Below are 17,025 nucleotides of genomic sequence, written 5' to 3' on the forward strand. Positions count from 1 at the left end.
ATGACGGTTTTAGTACTCTGTGTTTATAGGTAGTAATGAGACTTGCGGAGGGTCCTGGAGCTTACTGGGTTGGTTTTAGTACTCTGTGTTTATAGGTAGGAATGGGACTATACGGGATTTTATGCAGGCTTGACGGAAGTTTTAGTACTCTGTGTTTATAGGTAGGAATGGGACTAACGACCCAAATCTGGCATTCTGATTCTGTCTATTAATAACCGTGCCGTCAATGTATCGGCTGGTGTGTGAAGGTCATGACCGCCATCTCTTCTCCCAAGGACGGAAGAGTAAATCTCGTGCAATTGACCTAAAAGGCAAGAAAATAAATGGAGAAGTATTGTCAACGATGCCCAGATAGATCGATATTTTAACAAAAATTTCCATCGAAGAAGAAAGGAAAACCCTTTTGCGAATGCCTGAAAATGTGGCTCAAAATGTAGAGTTTGACCAGGCGTCTGGAGGTAAGCTGAATTACTGAAAACAATTATAAAAAGTCGATTTCTGAACAAGGGAAATCGACTTTTTTGCTGTTGGAAAACTGTGCACATGGGTAGACGGCGCCAACTAAAAAAGTCTATCTAATAAAAGTGATTGGTTTTTATCTGATATAAGATTAGAGCCTACCTGCTTTAAAACCCTATCGGCTCTTCTGCCGGTTCTTTCACTTTTCTATACTGTGACGGTGTACAGTTCTTATAGCGCTTAAAGGTACGGATGAAATAGCTTTGATTGTCAAAACCGACATCCAACGCTATGGTCAAGATTTTACGATTGCTTTCTCGCAGTAGCTTGGCTGCATAATTAATGCGTACTGTATTGATATATTCAATGGGCGTCATACGAACGAGGGATTTAAAGAAACGATTGAAATGCCCTTCACTCATTTGCACAAGGGCGGCTAAATCTTTGATTCTGATTTTTTCCTGATAGTGGGCTTCGATATATAGCAGTACTTTTTTTATTTGATCTGTTTTTTCGTTATGAACCACTTTATCGGGAATTTTGTAATTTCCCAGCCATTCTGCCATCACTTCAAATAACGATCCTTTGATTGCTAGCTCATAGGCAGGTGGCTTGTTTTGCTCGTAGCGAATAATACGGGAAAGCATATGTAAAATAGAAGTTTCCCAATCAGTTTCGGGTTTAATTATAAGCGGGTGGGACGTCTCAAGTTGTTTTAAACGGTCTAAATAATTGGTCTCGATATTATCATACGCAAAGCTGCGAAGGAAATTTAAATGAAAGACAATAGCAGTAATCTGAAAACAGTTCTGTTGGTAAGGATATGCTGCATGGAGCTGGCCGCTCGGGATTAAAACAGCCTCCCCTGGTTGAAGAATGACGCTTGATGAACCAATTTGAAAAATAGCCGGTCCCTTCTCCAGCAAAGTGAATTCCATTTCATAATGCCAGTGCAATCCAAAGATAACCCCATTAGCATCAAGCTTGTCCTCTGTGTATGTTCTTAAAGGAAACATTGGATCGCCATGGTCTCTGTCTTCCATCAATCGGTTTTTATCCACGATAGCTCTCCCCCTTATATATATCCCAATATATCAGAATTGTGTTACAAATTGCGAGAATTAATAAAGAAAACGCTTTCTAAAATCATTATTATTTTAATTAGGCTTTCTCTTTTCCCATTTGATGAAGTTCAATCTGGTTTTATTTTTTATTCATTATGTAAATGTCCGTGCAGAGTAGAGAGAATGGGAGAATCTTTGGAGTACCGCAATACTAAACGAAACAAAGGGGTGTTGTTGTTGAAGAAAGGGTTATTATTGTCTTTTTGTTTGTTCGTTGTCTTAGGATTAGCAGCGTGCAGCGGCGGTTCAAGCATTACAGAAGAATCTGGCACGGGAACCACAGATGGTAAGCAGGAAATCCTTTTGTGGCACTATTACACCGGATCGGAAGAATACTTGAATGAACTGTTGGATGAATTTAATCAATCACAGGAAGATGTGCATGTAAAAAGTGAATATGTGCCTTTTAGTGATATTAAGAAGCAATTATCAATCGGGTCAGCTGGAGGGAACCTCCCTGATATTATTATTTCTGATACCGTCGACAACGCGGCTTTAGCATCAATGGGCGTGCTAGCCGATATTACCGAAAAGGTGGAGAGTTGGCAAGAAACCGAGAATTTTTTACAATCTCCGCTTCAATCGACCGTCTATGAGGAGAAACATTACGGCATGCCGTTGACGAGTAATGCTTTAGGTTTGTTTTATAATAAAGGTATTTTCGAGGAAGCAGGAATAGCGCCCCCTGAAACATGGAAGGAGCTGAAGGAAGCAGCAGCCGAGCTGACGACGGATGAGCGCAAAGGGCTGGGCATATCTGCGGTGAAATCAGAAGAAGCTACCTTTCAGTTTTATCCATTTCTTTATTCAGCCGGAGGAGATTATCAGCATTTAGCTTCTAAAGAAGCGAACAAAGCGTTATCGCTTATCAAAGACATGCTGGAAGCTGGGTCGATGAGCGAGGACATTCTCAGCTCCACCCAGGATGACCTTGCTACGAAGTTCTCAGCAGAGCAATTAGCAATGATGGTCAATGGGCCGTGGATGATTGAAAGATTGAAAGAAGCGAATCCGGATATGGACTTTGGCATTGTGCCGATTCCGAAAGATCAAAAGGTTTCCTCCGTGCTTGGCGGGGACAATATTGAAATTACCAAAGAAGCGAATGTAGACGCGTCGTGGGAATTTCTAACGTGGCTGTTAGCCCCAGAACAAATCGAGGGCTTTACGAGGAGCACAGGCTATTTCCCGCCAAGACAAGATGTGCTGAATGAATCGGATTATTGGAAAAACGATGAGTATTTAAAAGCCTTTATCCCGATTATGGAAGCGGCAGAAGCGCGCGGCCCGTCACCGGACTGGCCTAAGATTTCGGAAGCAATCCAAATTGCCATCCAGGAGTCCCTGACAGATTCGAAATCAGTGGAAGCTGCGCTGGAAGATGCTGCAGCAAAGGTTAATGAGTTAGAATAAATCATCACAGAAATCGAAATAGGTTTAGACGTGGAGGCGTGATTGAATGAATGATGTATTCAGAAAGGAAGGCAACCGACTAATAAGAGAATACGATAGCGAAAAACTCTGGATTGAACCATGGGGAGAAAACAGCTTGCGTGTCCGCTCGACATTCAATGCGGAAATGGAGCAGCAAGATTGGGCCCTGCTTGAACCGGAAGAGGGAACAGCCGAGATTACGATCGGCGAAGAAAAAGCAGTCGTGCAAAATGGCAAAATCAGAGCCGAGCTGACAAGTGCAGGAAAACTTACTTTCTATAACCAAAAGAATGAGATACTGCTGGAAGAGTACGTCCGCAACCGCAAGAATATTAAAGCGTTCTGCAGTGCGTTGAAAATTGATGCACGTGAGTTTCAGCCCCACTTGGGCGGGGATTACCAATTGACATTAAGATTTGAATCCAACCCGGAAGAAAAGCTTTACGGGATGGGACAATATCAGCAGCCGATATTGGATTTGAAAAACTGTACGCTGGAACTTGCCCAAAGGAACTCACAGGCAACCGTTCCTTTTGCGCTTTCCAGTCTGGGCTATGGATTTCTTTGGAATAATCCCGCGGTTGGCCGGGTGACGTTCGGTAAAAATGTTACAGAATGGCAGGCCAATGCGACCAAACAACTCGATTATTGGATCACCGCCGGAGATCATCCTGCCGAGATAGAGGAAGCCTATGCAAAAGCAACAGGAACCGTGCCAATGATGCCTGATTATGGAATGGGCTTCTGGCAATGCAAACTGCGCTATCAGACACAGGAGGAGTTGTTGGAGGTAGCTCGCGAATATAAGCGCCGCGGTCTGCCGATTTCCGTGATTGTTATCGATTACTTCCATTGGCCGAAACAAGGGGATTGGCGATTTGATAAGGACTACTGGCCGGATCCGGAAGCGATGGTCAAGGAACTGAAAGACATGGGAATCGAACTGATGGTTTCGATTTGGCCAACGGTTGATAAGCAGAGCGAAAACTATCAGGAAATGCTGCAAAAAGGTTATTTAACCAGGACGGATCGCGGCATCCGTATTAACCATGACTTTCTGGGTAACACGCTCTATTTTGACACCACCCATCCTGGGGCAAGAGATTATGTCTGGAACAAAGCGAAACAAAACTATTATGACTACGGTATCAAAATTTTCTGGCTTGATGAAGCCGAACCAGAATACAACGTGTATGATTTTGACAATTTCCGCTATCACATCGGGCCGAATGTCCAGGTCGGAAATATTTACCCAACGATGTTTTCGAAAGCTTTTTACGACGGCATGACAGCGGAAGGCCAGGAAAACGTGGTCAATCTCGTCCGTTGTGCCTGGGCCGGCAGTCAGCGTTATGGGGCGCTGGTGTGGTCAGGAGACATTGATTCCAGTTTCGCTTCCTTAAGAAACCAGTTTGCCATTGGGTTGAATATGGGATTGGCAGGCATCCCGTGGTGGACTACGGATATCGGCGGATTTCATGGCGGCCACCCGGACGACCCTGCGTTTAAAGAATGTATCATCCGCTGGTTCCAATACGGTGTTTTTTGCCCCGTTTTCCGTTTGCATGGCGACCGCGAACCGCACCAGGAACCGCTTGGAGAAAGCGGGGGCGGGTTATGCCCGAGCGGTGCTGACAATGAAGTTTGGAGTTACGGGGAAGAAGCTTACGAGATTTTTAAAAAATACATGTGGATTCGCGAGCGATTGCGACCGTATATAACTGAATTGATGAAAGCGGCACACGAAAAAGGGACGCCGCCGATGCGTCCATTGTTTTATGACTTCCCGGAAGACCAGGAGGCCTGGAATGTGGAAGATGCCTATATGTTCGGGCCTCACCTGCTAGTGGCTCCTGTATTGCAGGAAGGCATGGAAAGCCGATCGGTTTATCTACCTCAAGGGGAAACATGGAAGGATGCAAATAGCGGCCAAGTATTTGAAGGCGGACAGCGCATTACTTGCCAGACCCCGCTGGATTCTATTCCGCTTTTTGTAAGAGGAGACGTGAACCTGCCATTATAAGGTTACCTCTTAAATGGCTTGGGCAAAATAAATAGTTTTATAGTAACTGATGGTCACTCAATAAAGTGTTTATATTTTCATGAACGAAGCGGAATTATTAAAAAAATGGTTTCAATTTAGGAGGAAAAATAGTGAAAAAGATTAGTAGTTTTCTATTCGTCGTCTTTTCAATATTACTTGTATTGTCAGCTTGCAGTGGCGGGACTTCTATTACAGATGATCAGCAAGCTAGCAATGGAGATTCAGCAGAAGCTTCGAAGGACGTTACAATCTGGTTCCACTACACAGGGAACCAGCAGGATCAATTTTTAAACTTAATCGATGAGTATAATGATTCCCAGGATACGTATCAAGTGGAAGGAGAATATGTCCCGTTTGCAGACGTAAAAAAACAATTATCCGTTGGGGTGGCTGGTGGTACGCTGCCAGATATGGCTCTCATGGATGTTGTCGATAATGCAGCCTTTGCCGAGCAAGGGGTTTTAGCAGACATTACATCAAAAGTAGAAGAGTGGGGACAAATCGATAACTTCTACGAAGGTCCCGTGGAATCGGCCACATATGACGGCAAGTACTACGGATTGCCTGTTGGCAGTAATGCACTTGGACTTTTTTATAATGAAGATTTACTGAAGGAAGCTGGCATCGAAGAGCCGCCAACTACTTGGGACGAATTGAAAGCTGACGCAAAGGTTTTGACAAACGGTGATACGAAAGGATTTGCTATCTCTGCCGTTAAATCGGAAGAAGGGGCTTTTCAATTCTATCCTTTCCTCCGTTCTGCTGGAGCCGATTATGATTCCCTTGATTCGGACGGTGCAGTCGAAGCGATGACGCTTGTTACAGACATGATTGAGGAAGGATCGATGGGCAGCGATGTGGTCAATGCAACCCAGGATGATCTGGCAAGACAATTTGCCGCAGGAAAATTGGCGATGATGGTCAATGGCCCCTGGAATATTGAACGCCTGAAAGAGGAAAGCCCGGACATGAATTTCTCTATCAGCCAGATTCCGAAGGATGAACAATTTGCTTCCGTCTTAGGCGGGGAGAACTTGACCATCATCAAAGACGGAAACGTCGATGGCGCTTTTGATTTCTTAACCTGGTTCCTGGAGCCTGACCGTCACGAGACATTTACGTACGAAACGGGCGTTTTCCCGGCAAGAAAAGATGTGTTGGAAAACTCGGATCATTGGACGGAAGACCCGTATTTGAGTGGCTTCGTGCCGATTATGGATGGAGCCGTTCCAAGAGGACCATCTCCGCAATGGCCGGAAATTTCCGAATCGATTCAAATAGCAGTTCAAGAATCCTTAACGGGGTCGAAATCTCCTGAAGAAGCATTGAACAAGGCGGCAGAGTCCGTTAGCGAAACGATTTCTGAGCAATAAAAAAAGCCCCTGTAAGAAGGGGCTTTCCATTTTAATCGGAATTTAAAATAGGGAAAAAAGGAGACATACGTATGAAAAAGTTCCCTAATCGGTGGGGAGAATATCTATTTATCTACCCAGCAGTGATTTTTATGCTGCTGCTAATTGGATATCCACTCATTTACAACATTATCCTAAGCTTCCAGGATGTTGACCTTAGTAGTTTAGCATCTGGCGATAAGCATTTCGTGGGCTTTGACAATTATAAAGCTTTAGCCCAGGAAGATGGGTTTGGAATTTCCGTTTGGAACACGATTGTCTACACATTAGGAAGCGTAATCTTTCAAGTCGTCATCGGTTTTTTACTTGCGATGTTCTTTAGCATGAAATTCCGCTTGGCATCCTTCCTGCGAGGGGTTGTCATGATTAGCTGGTTAATTCCGCTAACCATTACTGCCCTGCTTTATAAATTTATGATGGGTTCTGGAGAAGGTATTTTTAACCAAATGTTAATGTCTATCGGTTTTATCGATGACCCGATTCAATGGCTATCTAATCCTGATATAGCGCTATGGAGTGTGATTATCGCAAATATTTGGGTTGGTATTCCATTTAACATGCTATTGTTATCAACTGGTTTGAGTAATTTGCCGGAGGATGTCTATGAAAGTGCCAGCCTCGACGGAGCCAATTGGTTCCAAAAGCTAACACGGATTACCATCCCTTTATTACGTCCAGTACTTCTAGTCGTACTGATGCTGGGATTCATTTATACATTCAAAGTGTTTGATTTAGTCTTTGTCATGACAGGCGGCGGACCGATTAACTCGACCGAAGTATTATCCACCATTGCCTACAGACTTTCCTTTAATGAATTTGAATTCAGTATAGGGGCTGCAGCGGCAAATATTCTATTTTTCATTTTACTTATTGTCAGTGTCATTTACCTGATCATGATTAACAAAGATGAGGAGGCGTAAAGATGAGTAGAAGAAAAGAATGGGCGTTAAACATATTAGGGATTGTTTTTGTTTTGATCTTTTTATTCCCGGTGTATTGGATGATCATTACTGCTTTTAAAAGCCAATCCGAAATATTTCAATCCACGCCAACATTTTGGCCGAAAGATTTCCAACTTACGAGTTTTATAGATATTTTTAAAGACAATGTTGGCCAGTATTTTTTGAACAGTTTTATGATCGCCGGTTTAGCAACGATTCTGGTATTAGTGTTAGCAGTTCCTTCTGCTTATGGCTTGGCTAGGTTTAATGTGAGAGGGAAAAACCCGATGATTCTATTGTTCCTTGTCACCCAAATGCTGCCGGCAACAGTAATTTTGACGCCGTTGTTCATCGTATTTAATAATTTTCATTTACTAAATACCTATTGGGGGCCAGTCCTTACGTGTGCAACGTTAGGGGTACCATTTTCCGTGCTGATTTTACGGACCTTTTTTCTTGGTATTCCTAAGGAACTGGAAGAAGCAGCAAGTATTGATGGATGTGGCCGCTTCAAAACATTTATCAGAGTGATCGTTCCCATTTCTTACCCGAGTATCGTTGTGTGTGGCGCTATTTCCTTCTTCTTTTCATGGGGAGATTTGATTTTTAGTATGACATTTAATAGAAACCAGGATTTATGGCCATTAACGGCAGGCATATACAACGCGATTGGCCGATACGGGATTGAGTGGAATGACCTGATGGCGTTTGCGACTGTATCTGTGTTACCAGTTATTGTGATATTTATTATCCTGCAAAAACAACTTGTTAAAGGGTTGGTCAGCGGGTCGATTAAATAGTGGAAAATAGTTGTTAGGAGTGTAGAATACAATGAAGTTTACAAATGGATTTTGGCTTACAAAAGAAGGATATGACATTAACTTTCCAAGAACCATCCGTGATATAAAGATAGCGGATGAAATGGTAACCCTTTTTGCCCCTTGTAAGGAAATCAATCATAGAGGAGATACGCTGAATATTCCCTCTCTTACCATTCAATTAACTTCACCGATCGAAAACGTTATTCGGGTGAAAGCTTGGCATCATAAAGGCGGCATTGATAGAAGTCCTGCCTTTGACGTAACGAGTGCTTCAAAGCCACTGCAAACGGAAACGAAGCAAGAGGAAGTAATTGTTTCCAGTGGTCAATTACAAGTGAAGATACAACGCAGCCCTTTTAAGATTGAGTTTTTAAACGAGGAACAAAAGTTAACCCATATCGATTCGAAAGGCATTGCCTGGATTCAAGGCCCTGATAAAGAGAGTTATATGCGTGCCCAATTAAATCTGAATGTCGGAGAGGATTTATACGGACTTGGGGAGCGGTTCACTCCGTTTGTAAAAAACGGCCAAGTTGTAGACACATGGAATAAAGACGGCGGCACAAGCTCTGAGCAATCCTATAAAAATATTCCCTTTTACTTAAGTAATCGCGGTTATGGGGTTTTTGTCAATCATCCGGAAAAGGTAAGTTTCGAATTAGGATCCGAAGTCGTTTCCAAGAGCCAGTTTAGTGTCGAAGGGGAAGTGCTGGATTATTACATGATTAACGGACCGACACCGAAACAGACGTTAAGCCATTATACGGCGTTAACCGGCAAGCCAGCGCTGCCCCCGGCATGGTCTTTCGGTTTATGGCTGACAACTTCCTTTACAACCGATTATAACGAAGAAACGGTGAACCACTTTGTAGACGGTATGGCCGAACGGGACATTCCGCTAAGAGTTTTTCATTTCGATTGTTTTTGGATGAAAGAATTTGAATGGTGCAATTTTGAGTGGGACAGGGATGCTTTTCCGGAACCGGAAGCAATGCTGAAACGATTGAAAGCGAAAGGTTTAAACATATCGGTATGGATTAACCCTTATATCGCTGAAAAATCGGCATTATTTGATGAAGCGGCTGCCAAAGGTTATTTGATTAAAAAAGCCAATGGCGATGTCTGGCAATGGGATTTATGGCAGGCAGGAATGGGGATTGTTGATTTCACCAATCCGGAAGCTTGTCAGTGGTATGCCGGCAAATTAAAGGCGCTGTTGGATATGGGTGTGGATACCTTCAAAACAGATTTCGGTGAGAGAATACCGACCGATGTTGCTTACTTTGATGGTTCCGATCCGCAGCGGATGCATAATTACTATGCTTACCAATTCAACAAAGTCGTCTTTGATTTGCTGAAACAAGAAAAAGGAGAAGGCGAGGCAGTCGTCTTTGCCCGCTCAGCCACTGCTGGCGGCCAACAGTTCCCTGTCCACTGGGGCGGTGACTGTGATGCCACGTATGAATCGATGGCAGAAAGCCTTCGTGGTGGATTATCGTTGGCGCTATCCGGGTTTGGCTATTGGAGTCATGACATTGGCGGCTTCGAAAATACAGCAACTCCAGACTTATTTAAACGATGGACGGCATTCGGGCTTTTATCCAGCCATAGTCGTTTACACGGAAGTAAGTCCTATCGGGTGCCATGGTTGTTCGATGAGGAAGCGGTGGAAGTGACCAAAACTTTCTCAGAGTTAAAAAATCAACTGATGCCGTATCTTTTTGCTAAAGCTGTAGAAAACCATCAGACAGGTGTCCCGGTCATGCGGCCGATGCTGTTAGAGTTTCCGCATGATCGTAACAGCCATGTATTGGATCAGCAATATATGCTGGGAGACTCCTTGTTGGTTGCTCCAATTTTCAACGAGGATGGGATAGGATCCTGTTACTTGCCTGATGGCAAATGGACACATTTACTGACAGATGAAGTAGTCGAAGGAGGTTCATGGAACCAGGAAAACTATGACTATCTAAGCCTTCCGCTTTTCGTTAAGGAAAATACCATCCTGCCGATGGGCAATAGAAGTGACCGGTCCGATTATAACTATGCGGAGGATGTAACCTTTGCGATTTACCAACTAAAAGACGGGAAAAAGGCAGAAGCTCAAGTGACAGATGCAAATGGTAACTACAAAGGGAATATCGAGGCAGTCCGTAACGGGAAGAAAATTACCATCCAAACAGATATGAAGCAGCTATCCTATTCGATTGTCCTGAAAGGAATAGCCACGATAGATTCTGTTTCAGCAGGAGAACGAAAAAAGCGATCGGAATACGTCCACATCCACCTGGAAGATTCACAGGAAGTAGTAATAAATCTGTAAGCAATGAATCTAAGTTTCTGTTAGTAGGAGACAGACCAAAATAGATAACAGCAAAAATATCAGACCACCGTTTCATGCACATAGAAGCCTTTTTCTAAAAAACGTTTCTGCAAAGAGAGAATGGAAACGGTGGTTTGTTATATATTCATGACTTTCTATTTAGTACAGACAGGAAAAGTATCTGCCAATTACGGAGGTGGTTCATGAAAGGTAATGATGTTAACCAAAAATGAAAGCGTTTTTTAGGTGGCCCATCGGCATTTCGAAAACTTATTACTGGGAGTGGAGGATGTGTATATGAAAATAGTGAAAAGAAGTTTGAAAATAAGCTTTAGTATGTTACTAATTCTTGTCCTGAGTATGCAAGGAGTTCCGGCAACAAGTACGGATATAGTCCATGCGGCAGACCAAAACTATGATTATCCTTTTCAGAATCCAAACCTATCATTGGGAGAAAGAGTAGATGATCTTCTATCAAGGCTTACACTTGATGAAAAAGTATCGCTATTACATCAGTATCAGCCGGCGATCCCTCGATTGGGAATAGAATCTTTCCGGACTGGTACAGAAGCGTTACACGGTGTCTCTTGGTTGGGAAATGCTACGGTATTTCCGCAGGCAACCGGTCTTGCTAATACGTGGAATAAATCGCTGATTGAGGATGTTGGGTCCGCGGTTGGTGATGAAGTCAGGGCATTTCATAAAAAATATCCCGAAGATGTAGGATTATCGGTGTGGGCTCCTGTAGTAGACTTGCAGCGTGATCCACGAGCCGGTAGAAATGAAGAGGGCTTCGGAGAAGATCCGTATCTAACCGGCCAAATATCAACAGCTTATTCTATTGGACTAAAGGGAAAAGACTCTTTTTACGTTAAAACGATTCCCACTTTAAAGCATTTTCTGGGGTATAACAATGAAGAAAATCGCGGGGCTAGTTCTTCAAGTCTTGATCCGAGAAATCTATATGAATATCAGTTAAAGTCGTTTCAATACGCGATTGAATCTGGCGCAGCATTATCTATGATGCCTGCTTATAATGCGATTAATGGTAAGCCGGCAAACCTAAGCCCGCTAATAAACGATGTAGTCAAAGATGAATGGGCGGATGATTTCTTCGTTGTGAGTGATGCTGGCGATATCTCCGGCATGGTTAACGATCATCATTATGTCGACACCTATGCTGAAGCTGCTGCCTTGTCAATTAAAGCTGGAGTGGACAGTTTTACCGACCAGGATGATAATGCAGAGATTGTAACAGGATGGATCCATGATGCTTTAGCACAGGACCTTCTGACAGAGGCAGATATTGACGAAGCCGTCCGAAATATTTTATCGGTACGATTCCGAACAGGTGAGTTTGATGGACCAGAGTTAGATCTATACGCAGATATCGATGAAAGCGTCATTAACAGCGAAGAACATCAGCAGCTGGCATTGGAAACGGCCCAGGAACAACTGGTATTACTTAAAAATCAAGAACAGGCGCTTCCGCTAAACAAGGATGTGGAAGGGAAAGTTGCCGTGATTGGGCCACTGGCTGACCAGGTATTTAATGATTTTTACAGCGGTACGCTTCCATATACGGTTTCTACGCTGGAAGGTGTCAAATCTAAAGTTACCGAGGAACAGGTTGCCTTTTCACGAGGTGTTAATCAAATTGCATTAAAATCAAAAGCAACAAATAAATATGTGACTGCCTCCCCAGAGGGAGATGTTAACTTGACGGCAAATTCAGATAGTATTGGTGTAAATGAAACATTTTCCTTATATGATTTTGGATGGGATCAGTATCTGTTGCGGGCGCATGCGAACGATATGTATGTGGCAAATAAAAATGGTTCCAGTGATGTCGTAAACAATGAAACATCCCCGGGCCGTCAGGAAGATAAACCAGGGACACAAGACTGGTTCACTTATCAAAACTACAATTATGAAAAGCAGGCGGATGGAACATTTGCGCTTTATAACTATCAAACAGGCCATTGGGACACAGGGCTTGAAGGCGGAAGATATGTCACAGTCGGAGAAGAGACACCTCATAAATTAACAGCAACCAAACAATCGATCACTGGTGACACGGAAAAATTTGACCAGATCGTCGTAGTGGATGGAGAAGAGGAGGCCCAAAAGACGGCGCAGGAAGCAGAAGCAGCCATCGTTGTTGTTGGTGACCAAACATTATTGAACTCCCGTGAAACAATTGACCGGGAAGATATTATCTTACCCCCATCGCAAAAAGAATTAATTAATAAGGTAGCAGCGGTGAACGAAAATACAATCGTTGTTTTAGTTTCCAGTTACCCGATGGCGATGCCGGAAATTGAAAGTAACCCTAATGTAAAAGCGATTCTTTATTCAGCCCATGGCGGCCAGGAAGAAGGGAATGCGATCGCTGATGCTTTATTTGGCGATTATGCCCCCGCCGGCAGATTGAATCAAACCTGGTATGAAAGTGTCGATCAGCTGGCAGATATAATGGAGTATGACATTATCAAAGGAGAGAGAACCTATCAATATTTTGATGGGGAACCGCTATATCCATTTGGTCACGGACTTACTTACACCGACTTTGAATATAGTAATTTACGTTTAAGCTCCCATCATATAGAAGATGATGGCGAAGTAACCGTTCGTGCCGATATTACAAATACCGCAACCATGGCCAGTGATGAAGTTGCCCAACTATATGTACATGACAAAAAAGCAAGCGTAAAACGGCCAATAGAAGAGTTGAAAGGTTTCGAGCGGATTCATCTCAAGCCTAATCAAACCAAAACCGTTACGTTTACTTTACCCGCCAGCGAGCTTGCTTTTTGGGATGTATCGCGGGATAAGTATGTAGTGGAATCCGGCACATTCGATATCATGGTTGGCAGATCTTCCGATGACATTGAACTGAAAGGAACGCTTAAGGTCGATGGAGAAAAAGTACCAACTAGAGATCTTACCAAAGAAACAAAAGCAGAAAACTACGATAATTACAGCGGTGTTAAACTCGTTGAAGAATCAACATCCGAATCCTATGCCATAGGGGAGATTGATACAGGGGATTGGCTTGCCTTTGAAAATGTTAAATTCCCTAAGGGCATTTCCGAATTGAAGGTACGTGTTGCGAGTCAGGAAAACGGCGGCACGATTGAATTACGACTTGATGATCCGCAAAGCGGTAAGCTGGCAGGTACTGTTAATGTTCCAGCTACCGGTGGATTGCAGAATTGGGAAACAGTAACAACGGATGTAAGGAAATTAGCTGGAAAACATGATGTTTATCTAACTTTTAAAGGTAATTTCACGTTCGACGCGTTCCAACTGAAATAAGCTGAATGAAAAGCCTGATCTATGAATGATCAGGCTTTTTTTTTCATTTGCTTTCATACTACTCAGTTTACAAACTATTATATTGCTAATTGATTTTCTCGGTTTCCTTGGAAAACTCCGAGAACAACAGCCCGCCCAGGCTTATGATAAGCTTATCCATTGCTTGATTCCGTATCGTGAAAAGGGCCTTATCATTGTATCCGATTTCCAACTTTGTTTTCTCGGTCATTATTTTGTGGATGTTAAGGCTAAAAGAGATGATATTACTGATAAGTATGCCCAAATAGAAAAGTGGGTGATAAATAGACTAGCAGAATATAATGGTGGCTACAATGTGGTATTAGGAGTACTATTAAACGGGTAGATTTTTATTCAAGTTCTGAAAAAATAAGTCAATCTAGTAGTGTAGACGCTCCGTAGAATACTTTGGTATATAATATAGATAAAATAAAATCTGGAAAGTTTGGTGGGTTAAATGAACTGGAAATTAAGGATTCCGCTTATTATTTTTTTGTTGGGTTTAATATCTGCTATATATCAAAGTAATCCCAGCTTCTTTTTAATAGAAAATTATCTGTTTAAAAGTGTACAACTCTTCGTTACTCTATTTATAGTGGTTTATTTATTTGAAAAGATAGGGATAAACAAAATAAAAGTTCACTTTTTAATAGGTTTGCTAATAATATGTTTTGGTATTGCGGTTGATTATTTTTGGTTATTTCTATAAAAATGTTATTTAAAGCAGACATATACCTTGCCTGCTTTTTTAATACTTCTCAGCGAATGAATACTCCTTTTCTTCTCGCTTTACATGTAAGGAACTCACTAATTATATTGCTAATTGATTTTCTCGGTTTCCTTGGAAAACTCCGTGAACACCAGCCCACCCAAGCTTATGATAAGCTTATCCATTGCTTGATTCCGTATCGTGAAAAGGGCCTTATCATTGTATCCGATTTCCATTGCTGATTTTTCGATCGACCAACTGTTGAAATAACGGTATTGGATGAATTCCTTTTCAATAGAGGACAACTCCGCTATTGCCCGCTCTATCGATGCCATTAATATTTCCAGTTCCGTTAATTCATTCTCCAATATTTCATGATTGCCAACGGCAGTTACCCTTCTTGTTCCCTCAGGCATTTTTTGGGGAGGTAAGAGACGCTCTATTTGTTTTTTTATGTTAATAGCTGCTACCTTATAGTTGTTGTAATTCTTCAGGTGTTTTTCGATGATTTTGATCATTTTCTTTCTTTCTTGCTTATCTAAATCAATAAAAAACATTTAAAAACCCCCTTTTTATATAAAGTATTTTTCACTCTATATAAATAAAAGAAGGAAACTGTTTAATTTTGTAAACTGTTTTTTGGTTTTCTTTTATTCAATGACATTGGTATCTTAAAATGGATGGAAGCGGTGCTGTCCCTCCAGACAAAAAACTAGTTTAAACTACTGGTAGGCATAAAAAAGCAGGAGCAACAGCCCCTGCCGATTTCTCTTACTCCATGAGAAAAATTCCCTCTGCGATTGCCCGCTCCGCGCCACCCGACGGGGTATTAACGAGTTCCCCGCCGATGACCATTGTTGTCGAGCCGCCTCCGTCAAGGTTCATGCCTTCTACAGCTCCCAAATTCTGCAACAGTTGTGCACTCTCATAAAAATTCAAACCAATACTCGTACCGGGATTGCGGCCGTCGATTGTCACGAACAGAAGATTGCCGTTTTCTTTGATACCCGCAAGTGTTCTTGGGTGGCGGTATAACGCAAAGTTGTAATAGAATTCATTGCTCCAGTTAAAACCTTCTTCCTTGGCGTTAATAGCAATCAGGCCATCTTGGAGCAAGCGGGGAGCACCGTTGACGATGTTCATCGTTTCTTCAGGAGAAACGGCATTTCCATCGATAAAGAGTTGTTCCTCAACGTCTACTGTTTCCCCGATTTGCGTATTTTTCCTAAGCCAATCGGCAGCATCTCCCGTCGCCAGAAGTACTGTGCCACTCTCAGGTATCGGACTGCCGCTTCCCTCCTTAACGGATACGATATGGTTCTGCTCATCCAGGATTACTTCATAATCACCGGTTGCAGGGGTGGTGTCCCCAAATGCAGTGGTAAATTGAATGATTTCTTCCTTATCTGTGCAGGTAACATCGTGCATCGGCAAATCGGATGGTGCATCATCCGTGCCGCCGCAGCTTCGAATTAGGCCGGGTATGCGGTTGAGACCATCGATGATCCGTGACTCTCCATTAGCTGTTTCAAGCTTAAGAGCCGTCTTCACCTTTCCAATTGCTGCATTGTTCTCCTGTAAAGCCAAACTGGTCCGCTCCCCGACAGATTCACTGATCAACTCACCATTAAGTACGGATGTACCGGCAGGGGATCCTGGGGTTCCATCTCTGCTTCCTACAACAAAGTAGCCGCCATTCACAGCAGCAAACGCATTTTTTCTTTTTACCATGGAAGACAGGGCTTCATTCCCTTGTATTTGTCCGTAGCCTAATCCGGTTTGGATAGTTCCATTAAATTCACCGGGGTCGATTTCCAGCACATCAATGCTCCATGGCCCAGTGCTTTTCCGCGTCCCATCATATTCGGAATAGGCAACCCGTGAGACAGTAAACCCTTTAGCCCTCAACTTATCTGCCTGAATATCAGCCTCTTCCCTGGTAGCAAACTGTCCGACCTGTACGGCATGGCCAATCGTTTTATCGGCTATATCTGTCACAATGTGTTTCGGATCTTTAATCGTATGGATGGTGGCATGGAATCCTTTTTTCCTTAATTTTTTTTGCAGTTCCAGGGCTTCTTTTTTGTTGTTAAAAAAATCAAGCTCCGCTGTATAAAATGCTTGCTGCGCTTCAACCCCCTTGTCAATCTCCGTATGTGTAACTCCAGGAGATAATTCAGTGACTTTTCGTGTTTCCGGCACATTTTCCGTTTCAGTTAACAGAGTGGCAGTGCCTGAATTGCTCATTGCCAGGCTGCCTTCATGAGCAGCTGCCAACAAAAGCATAATCATAAACAACAGAGAGATAGCCAACTTACCGATATTCGTTCGTCCCATTGCTCATTCCTCCTTGATTTAGATTGGCAAAGCGTTTCCTGCATTACACACCCTTATTCAATGGACACAATTGTATTCCTTCCGC

General features: G+C 42.8%; 10 protein-coding genes. 7 read left to right on the forward strand and 3 right to left on the reverse strand.

All coding sequences use genetic code 11. The features are described 5' to 3' along the window. Positions 1-626 precede the first annotated feature (626 nt). Positions 627-1,520, reverse strand: coding sequence for an AraC family transcriptional regulator (locus BLR93_RS15295; protein ID WP_093216413.1), 894 nt, complete (start codon positions 1,518-1,520; stop codon positions 627-629). Positions 1,521-1,760: 240 nt separating this feature from the next. On the opposite strand from BLR93_RS15295, the gene BLR93_RS15300 reads away from it, so the two are divergent. The 7 genes from BLR93_RS15300 (at position 1,761) to BLR93_RS15330 (ending at position 13,876) form a co-directional block, all read left to right on the forward strand. Next, a complete protein-coding gene (locus BLR93_RS15300; RefSeq protein ID WP_093216415.1) occupies positions 1,761-2,996 on the forward strand; it encodes an ABC transporter substrate-binding protein in 1,236 nt (411 codons plus the stop codon). Positions 2,997-3,042: 46 nt separating this feature from the next. After that, a complete protein-coding gene (locus tag BLR93_RS15305) occupies positions 3,043-5,040 on the forward strand; it encodes a glycoside hydrolase family 31 protein (RefSeq protein ID WP_093216418.1) in 1,998 nt (665 codons plus the stop codon). Positions 5,041-5,171: 131 nt separating this feature from the next. Next, on the forward strand, positions 5,172-6,434 hold the full coding sequence (locus BLR93_RS15310) for an ABC transporter substrate-binding protein (protein ID WP_093216420.1): 1,263 nt from the start codon (positions 5,172-5,174) through the stop codon (positions 6,432-6,434). A gap of 71 nt (positions 6,435-6,505) precedes the next feature. Next, positions 6,506-7,393 (forward strand): carbohydrate ABC transporter permease, encoded by an 888-nt coding sequence (locus BLR93_RS15315; RefSeq protein WP_093216423.1) that lies wholly within the window; start codon positions 6,506-6,508, stop codon positions 7,391-7,393. A gap of 2 nt (positions 7,394-7,395) precedes the next feature. After that, positions 7,396-8,214, forward strand: a complete 819-nt coding sequence (locus BLR93_RS15320) for a carbohydrate ABC transporter permease (RefSeq protein ID WP_093216426.1) — start codon at positions 7,396-7,398, stop codon at positions 8,212-8,214. Between the two features lie 31 nt (positions 8,215-8,245). Continuing rightward, positions 8,246-10,558, forward strand: a complete 2,313-nt coding sequence (gene yicI, locus BLR93_RS15325) for an alpha-xylosidase (protein WP_093216428.1) — start codon at positions 8,246-8,248, stop codon at positions 10,556-10,558. Positions 10,559-10,855: 297 nt separating this feature from the next. Beyond that, positions 10,856-13,876 (forward strand): glycoside hydrolase family 3 protein, encoded by a 3,021-nt coding sequence (locus tag BLR93_RS15330; RefSeq protein ID WP_093216431.1) that lies wholly within the window; start codon positions 10,856-10,858, stop codon positions 13,874-13,876. Positions 13,877-14,713: 837 nt separating this feature from the next. Here BLR93_RS15330 and BLR93_RS15340 read toward each other — a convergent pair. Together BLR93_RS15340 and BLR93_RS15345 are read right to left on the reverse strand one after the other, a co-directional pair. Next, positions 14,714-15,160, reverse strand: a complete 447-nt coding sequence (locus tag BLR93_RS15340; protein WP_093216436.1) for a hypothetical protein — start codon at positions 15,158-15,160, stop codon at positions 14,714-14,716. Positions 15,161-15,374: 214 nt separating this feature from the next. Continuing rightward, positions 15,375-16,940, reverse strand: a complete 1,566-nt coding sequence (locus BLR93_RS15345) for a phosphodiester glycosidase family protein (RefSeq protein ID WP_093216439.1) — start codon at positions 16,938-16,940, stop codon at positions 15,375-15,377. Positions 16,941-17,025: the final 85 nt, after the last annotated feature.

The organism is Sediminibacillus albus (assembly GCF_900101125.1).
Taxonomy (GTDB): Bacteria; Bacillota; Bacilli; order Bacillales; family Amphibacillaceae; genus Sediminibacillus; species Sediminibacillus albus.

Excerpts from the sequence above, each read along its gene's own strand:
- yicI (WP_093216428.1), top strand. The coding sequence starts at position 8,246 with ATGAAGTTTACAAATGGATTTTGGCTTACAAAAGAAGGATATGACATT.
- BLR93_RS15305 (WP_093216418.1), top strand. The coding sequence starts at position 3,043 with ATGAATGATGTATTCAGAAAGGAAGGCAACCGACTAATAAGAGAATAC.
- BLR93_RS15315 (WP_093216423.1), top strand. The coding sequence starts at position 6,506 with ATGAAAAAGTTCCCTAATCGGTGGGGAGAATATCTATTTATCTACCCA.
- BLR93_RS15345 (WP_093216439.1), bottom strand. The coding sequence starts at position 16,940 with ATGGGACGAACGAATATCGGTAAGTTGGCTATCTCTCTGTTGTTTATG.
- BLR93_RS15340 (WP_093216436.1), bottom strand. The coding sequence starts at position 15,160 with ATGTTTTTTATTGATTTAGATAAGCAAGAAAGAAAGAAAATGATCAAA.
- BLR93_RS15320 (WP_093216426.1), top strand. The coding sequence starts at position 7,396 with ATGAGTAGAAGAAAAGAATGGGCGTTAAACATATTAGGGATTGTTTTT.
- BLR93_RS15330 (WP_093216431.1), top strand. The coding sequence starts at position 10,856 with ATGAAAATAGTGAAAAGAAGTTTGAAAATAAGCTTTAGTATGTTACTA.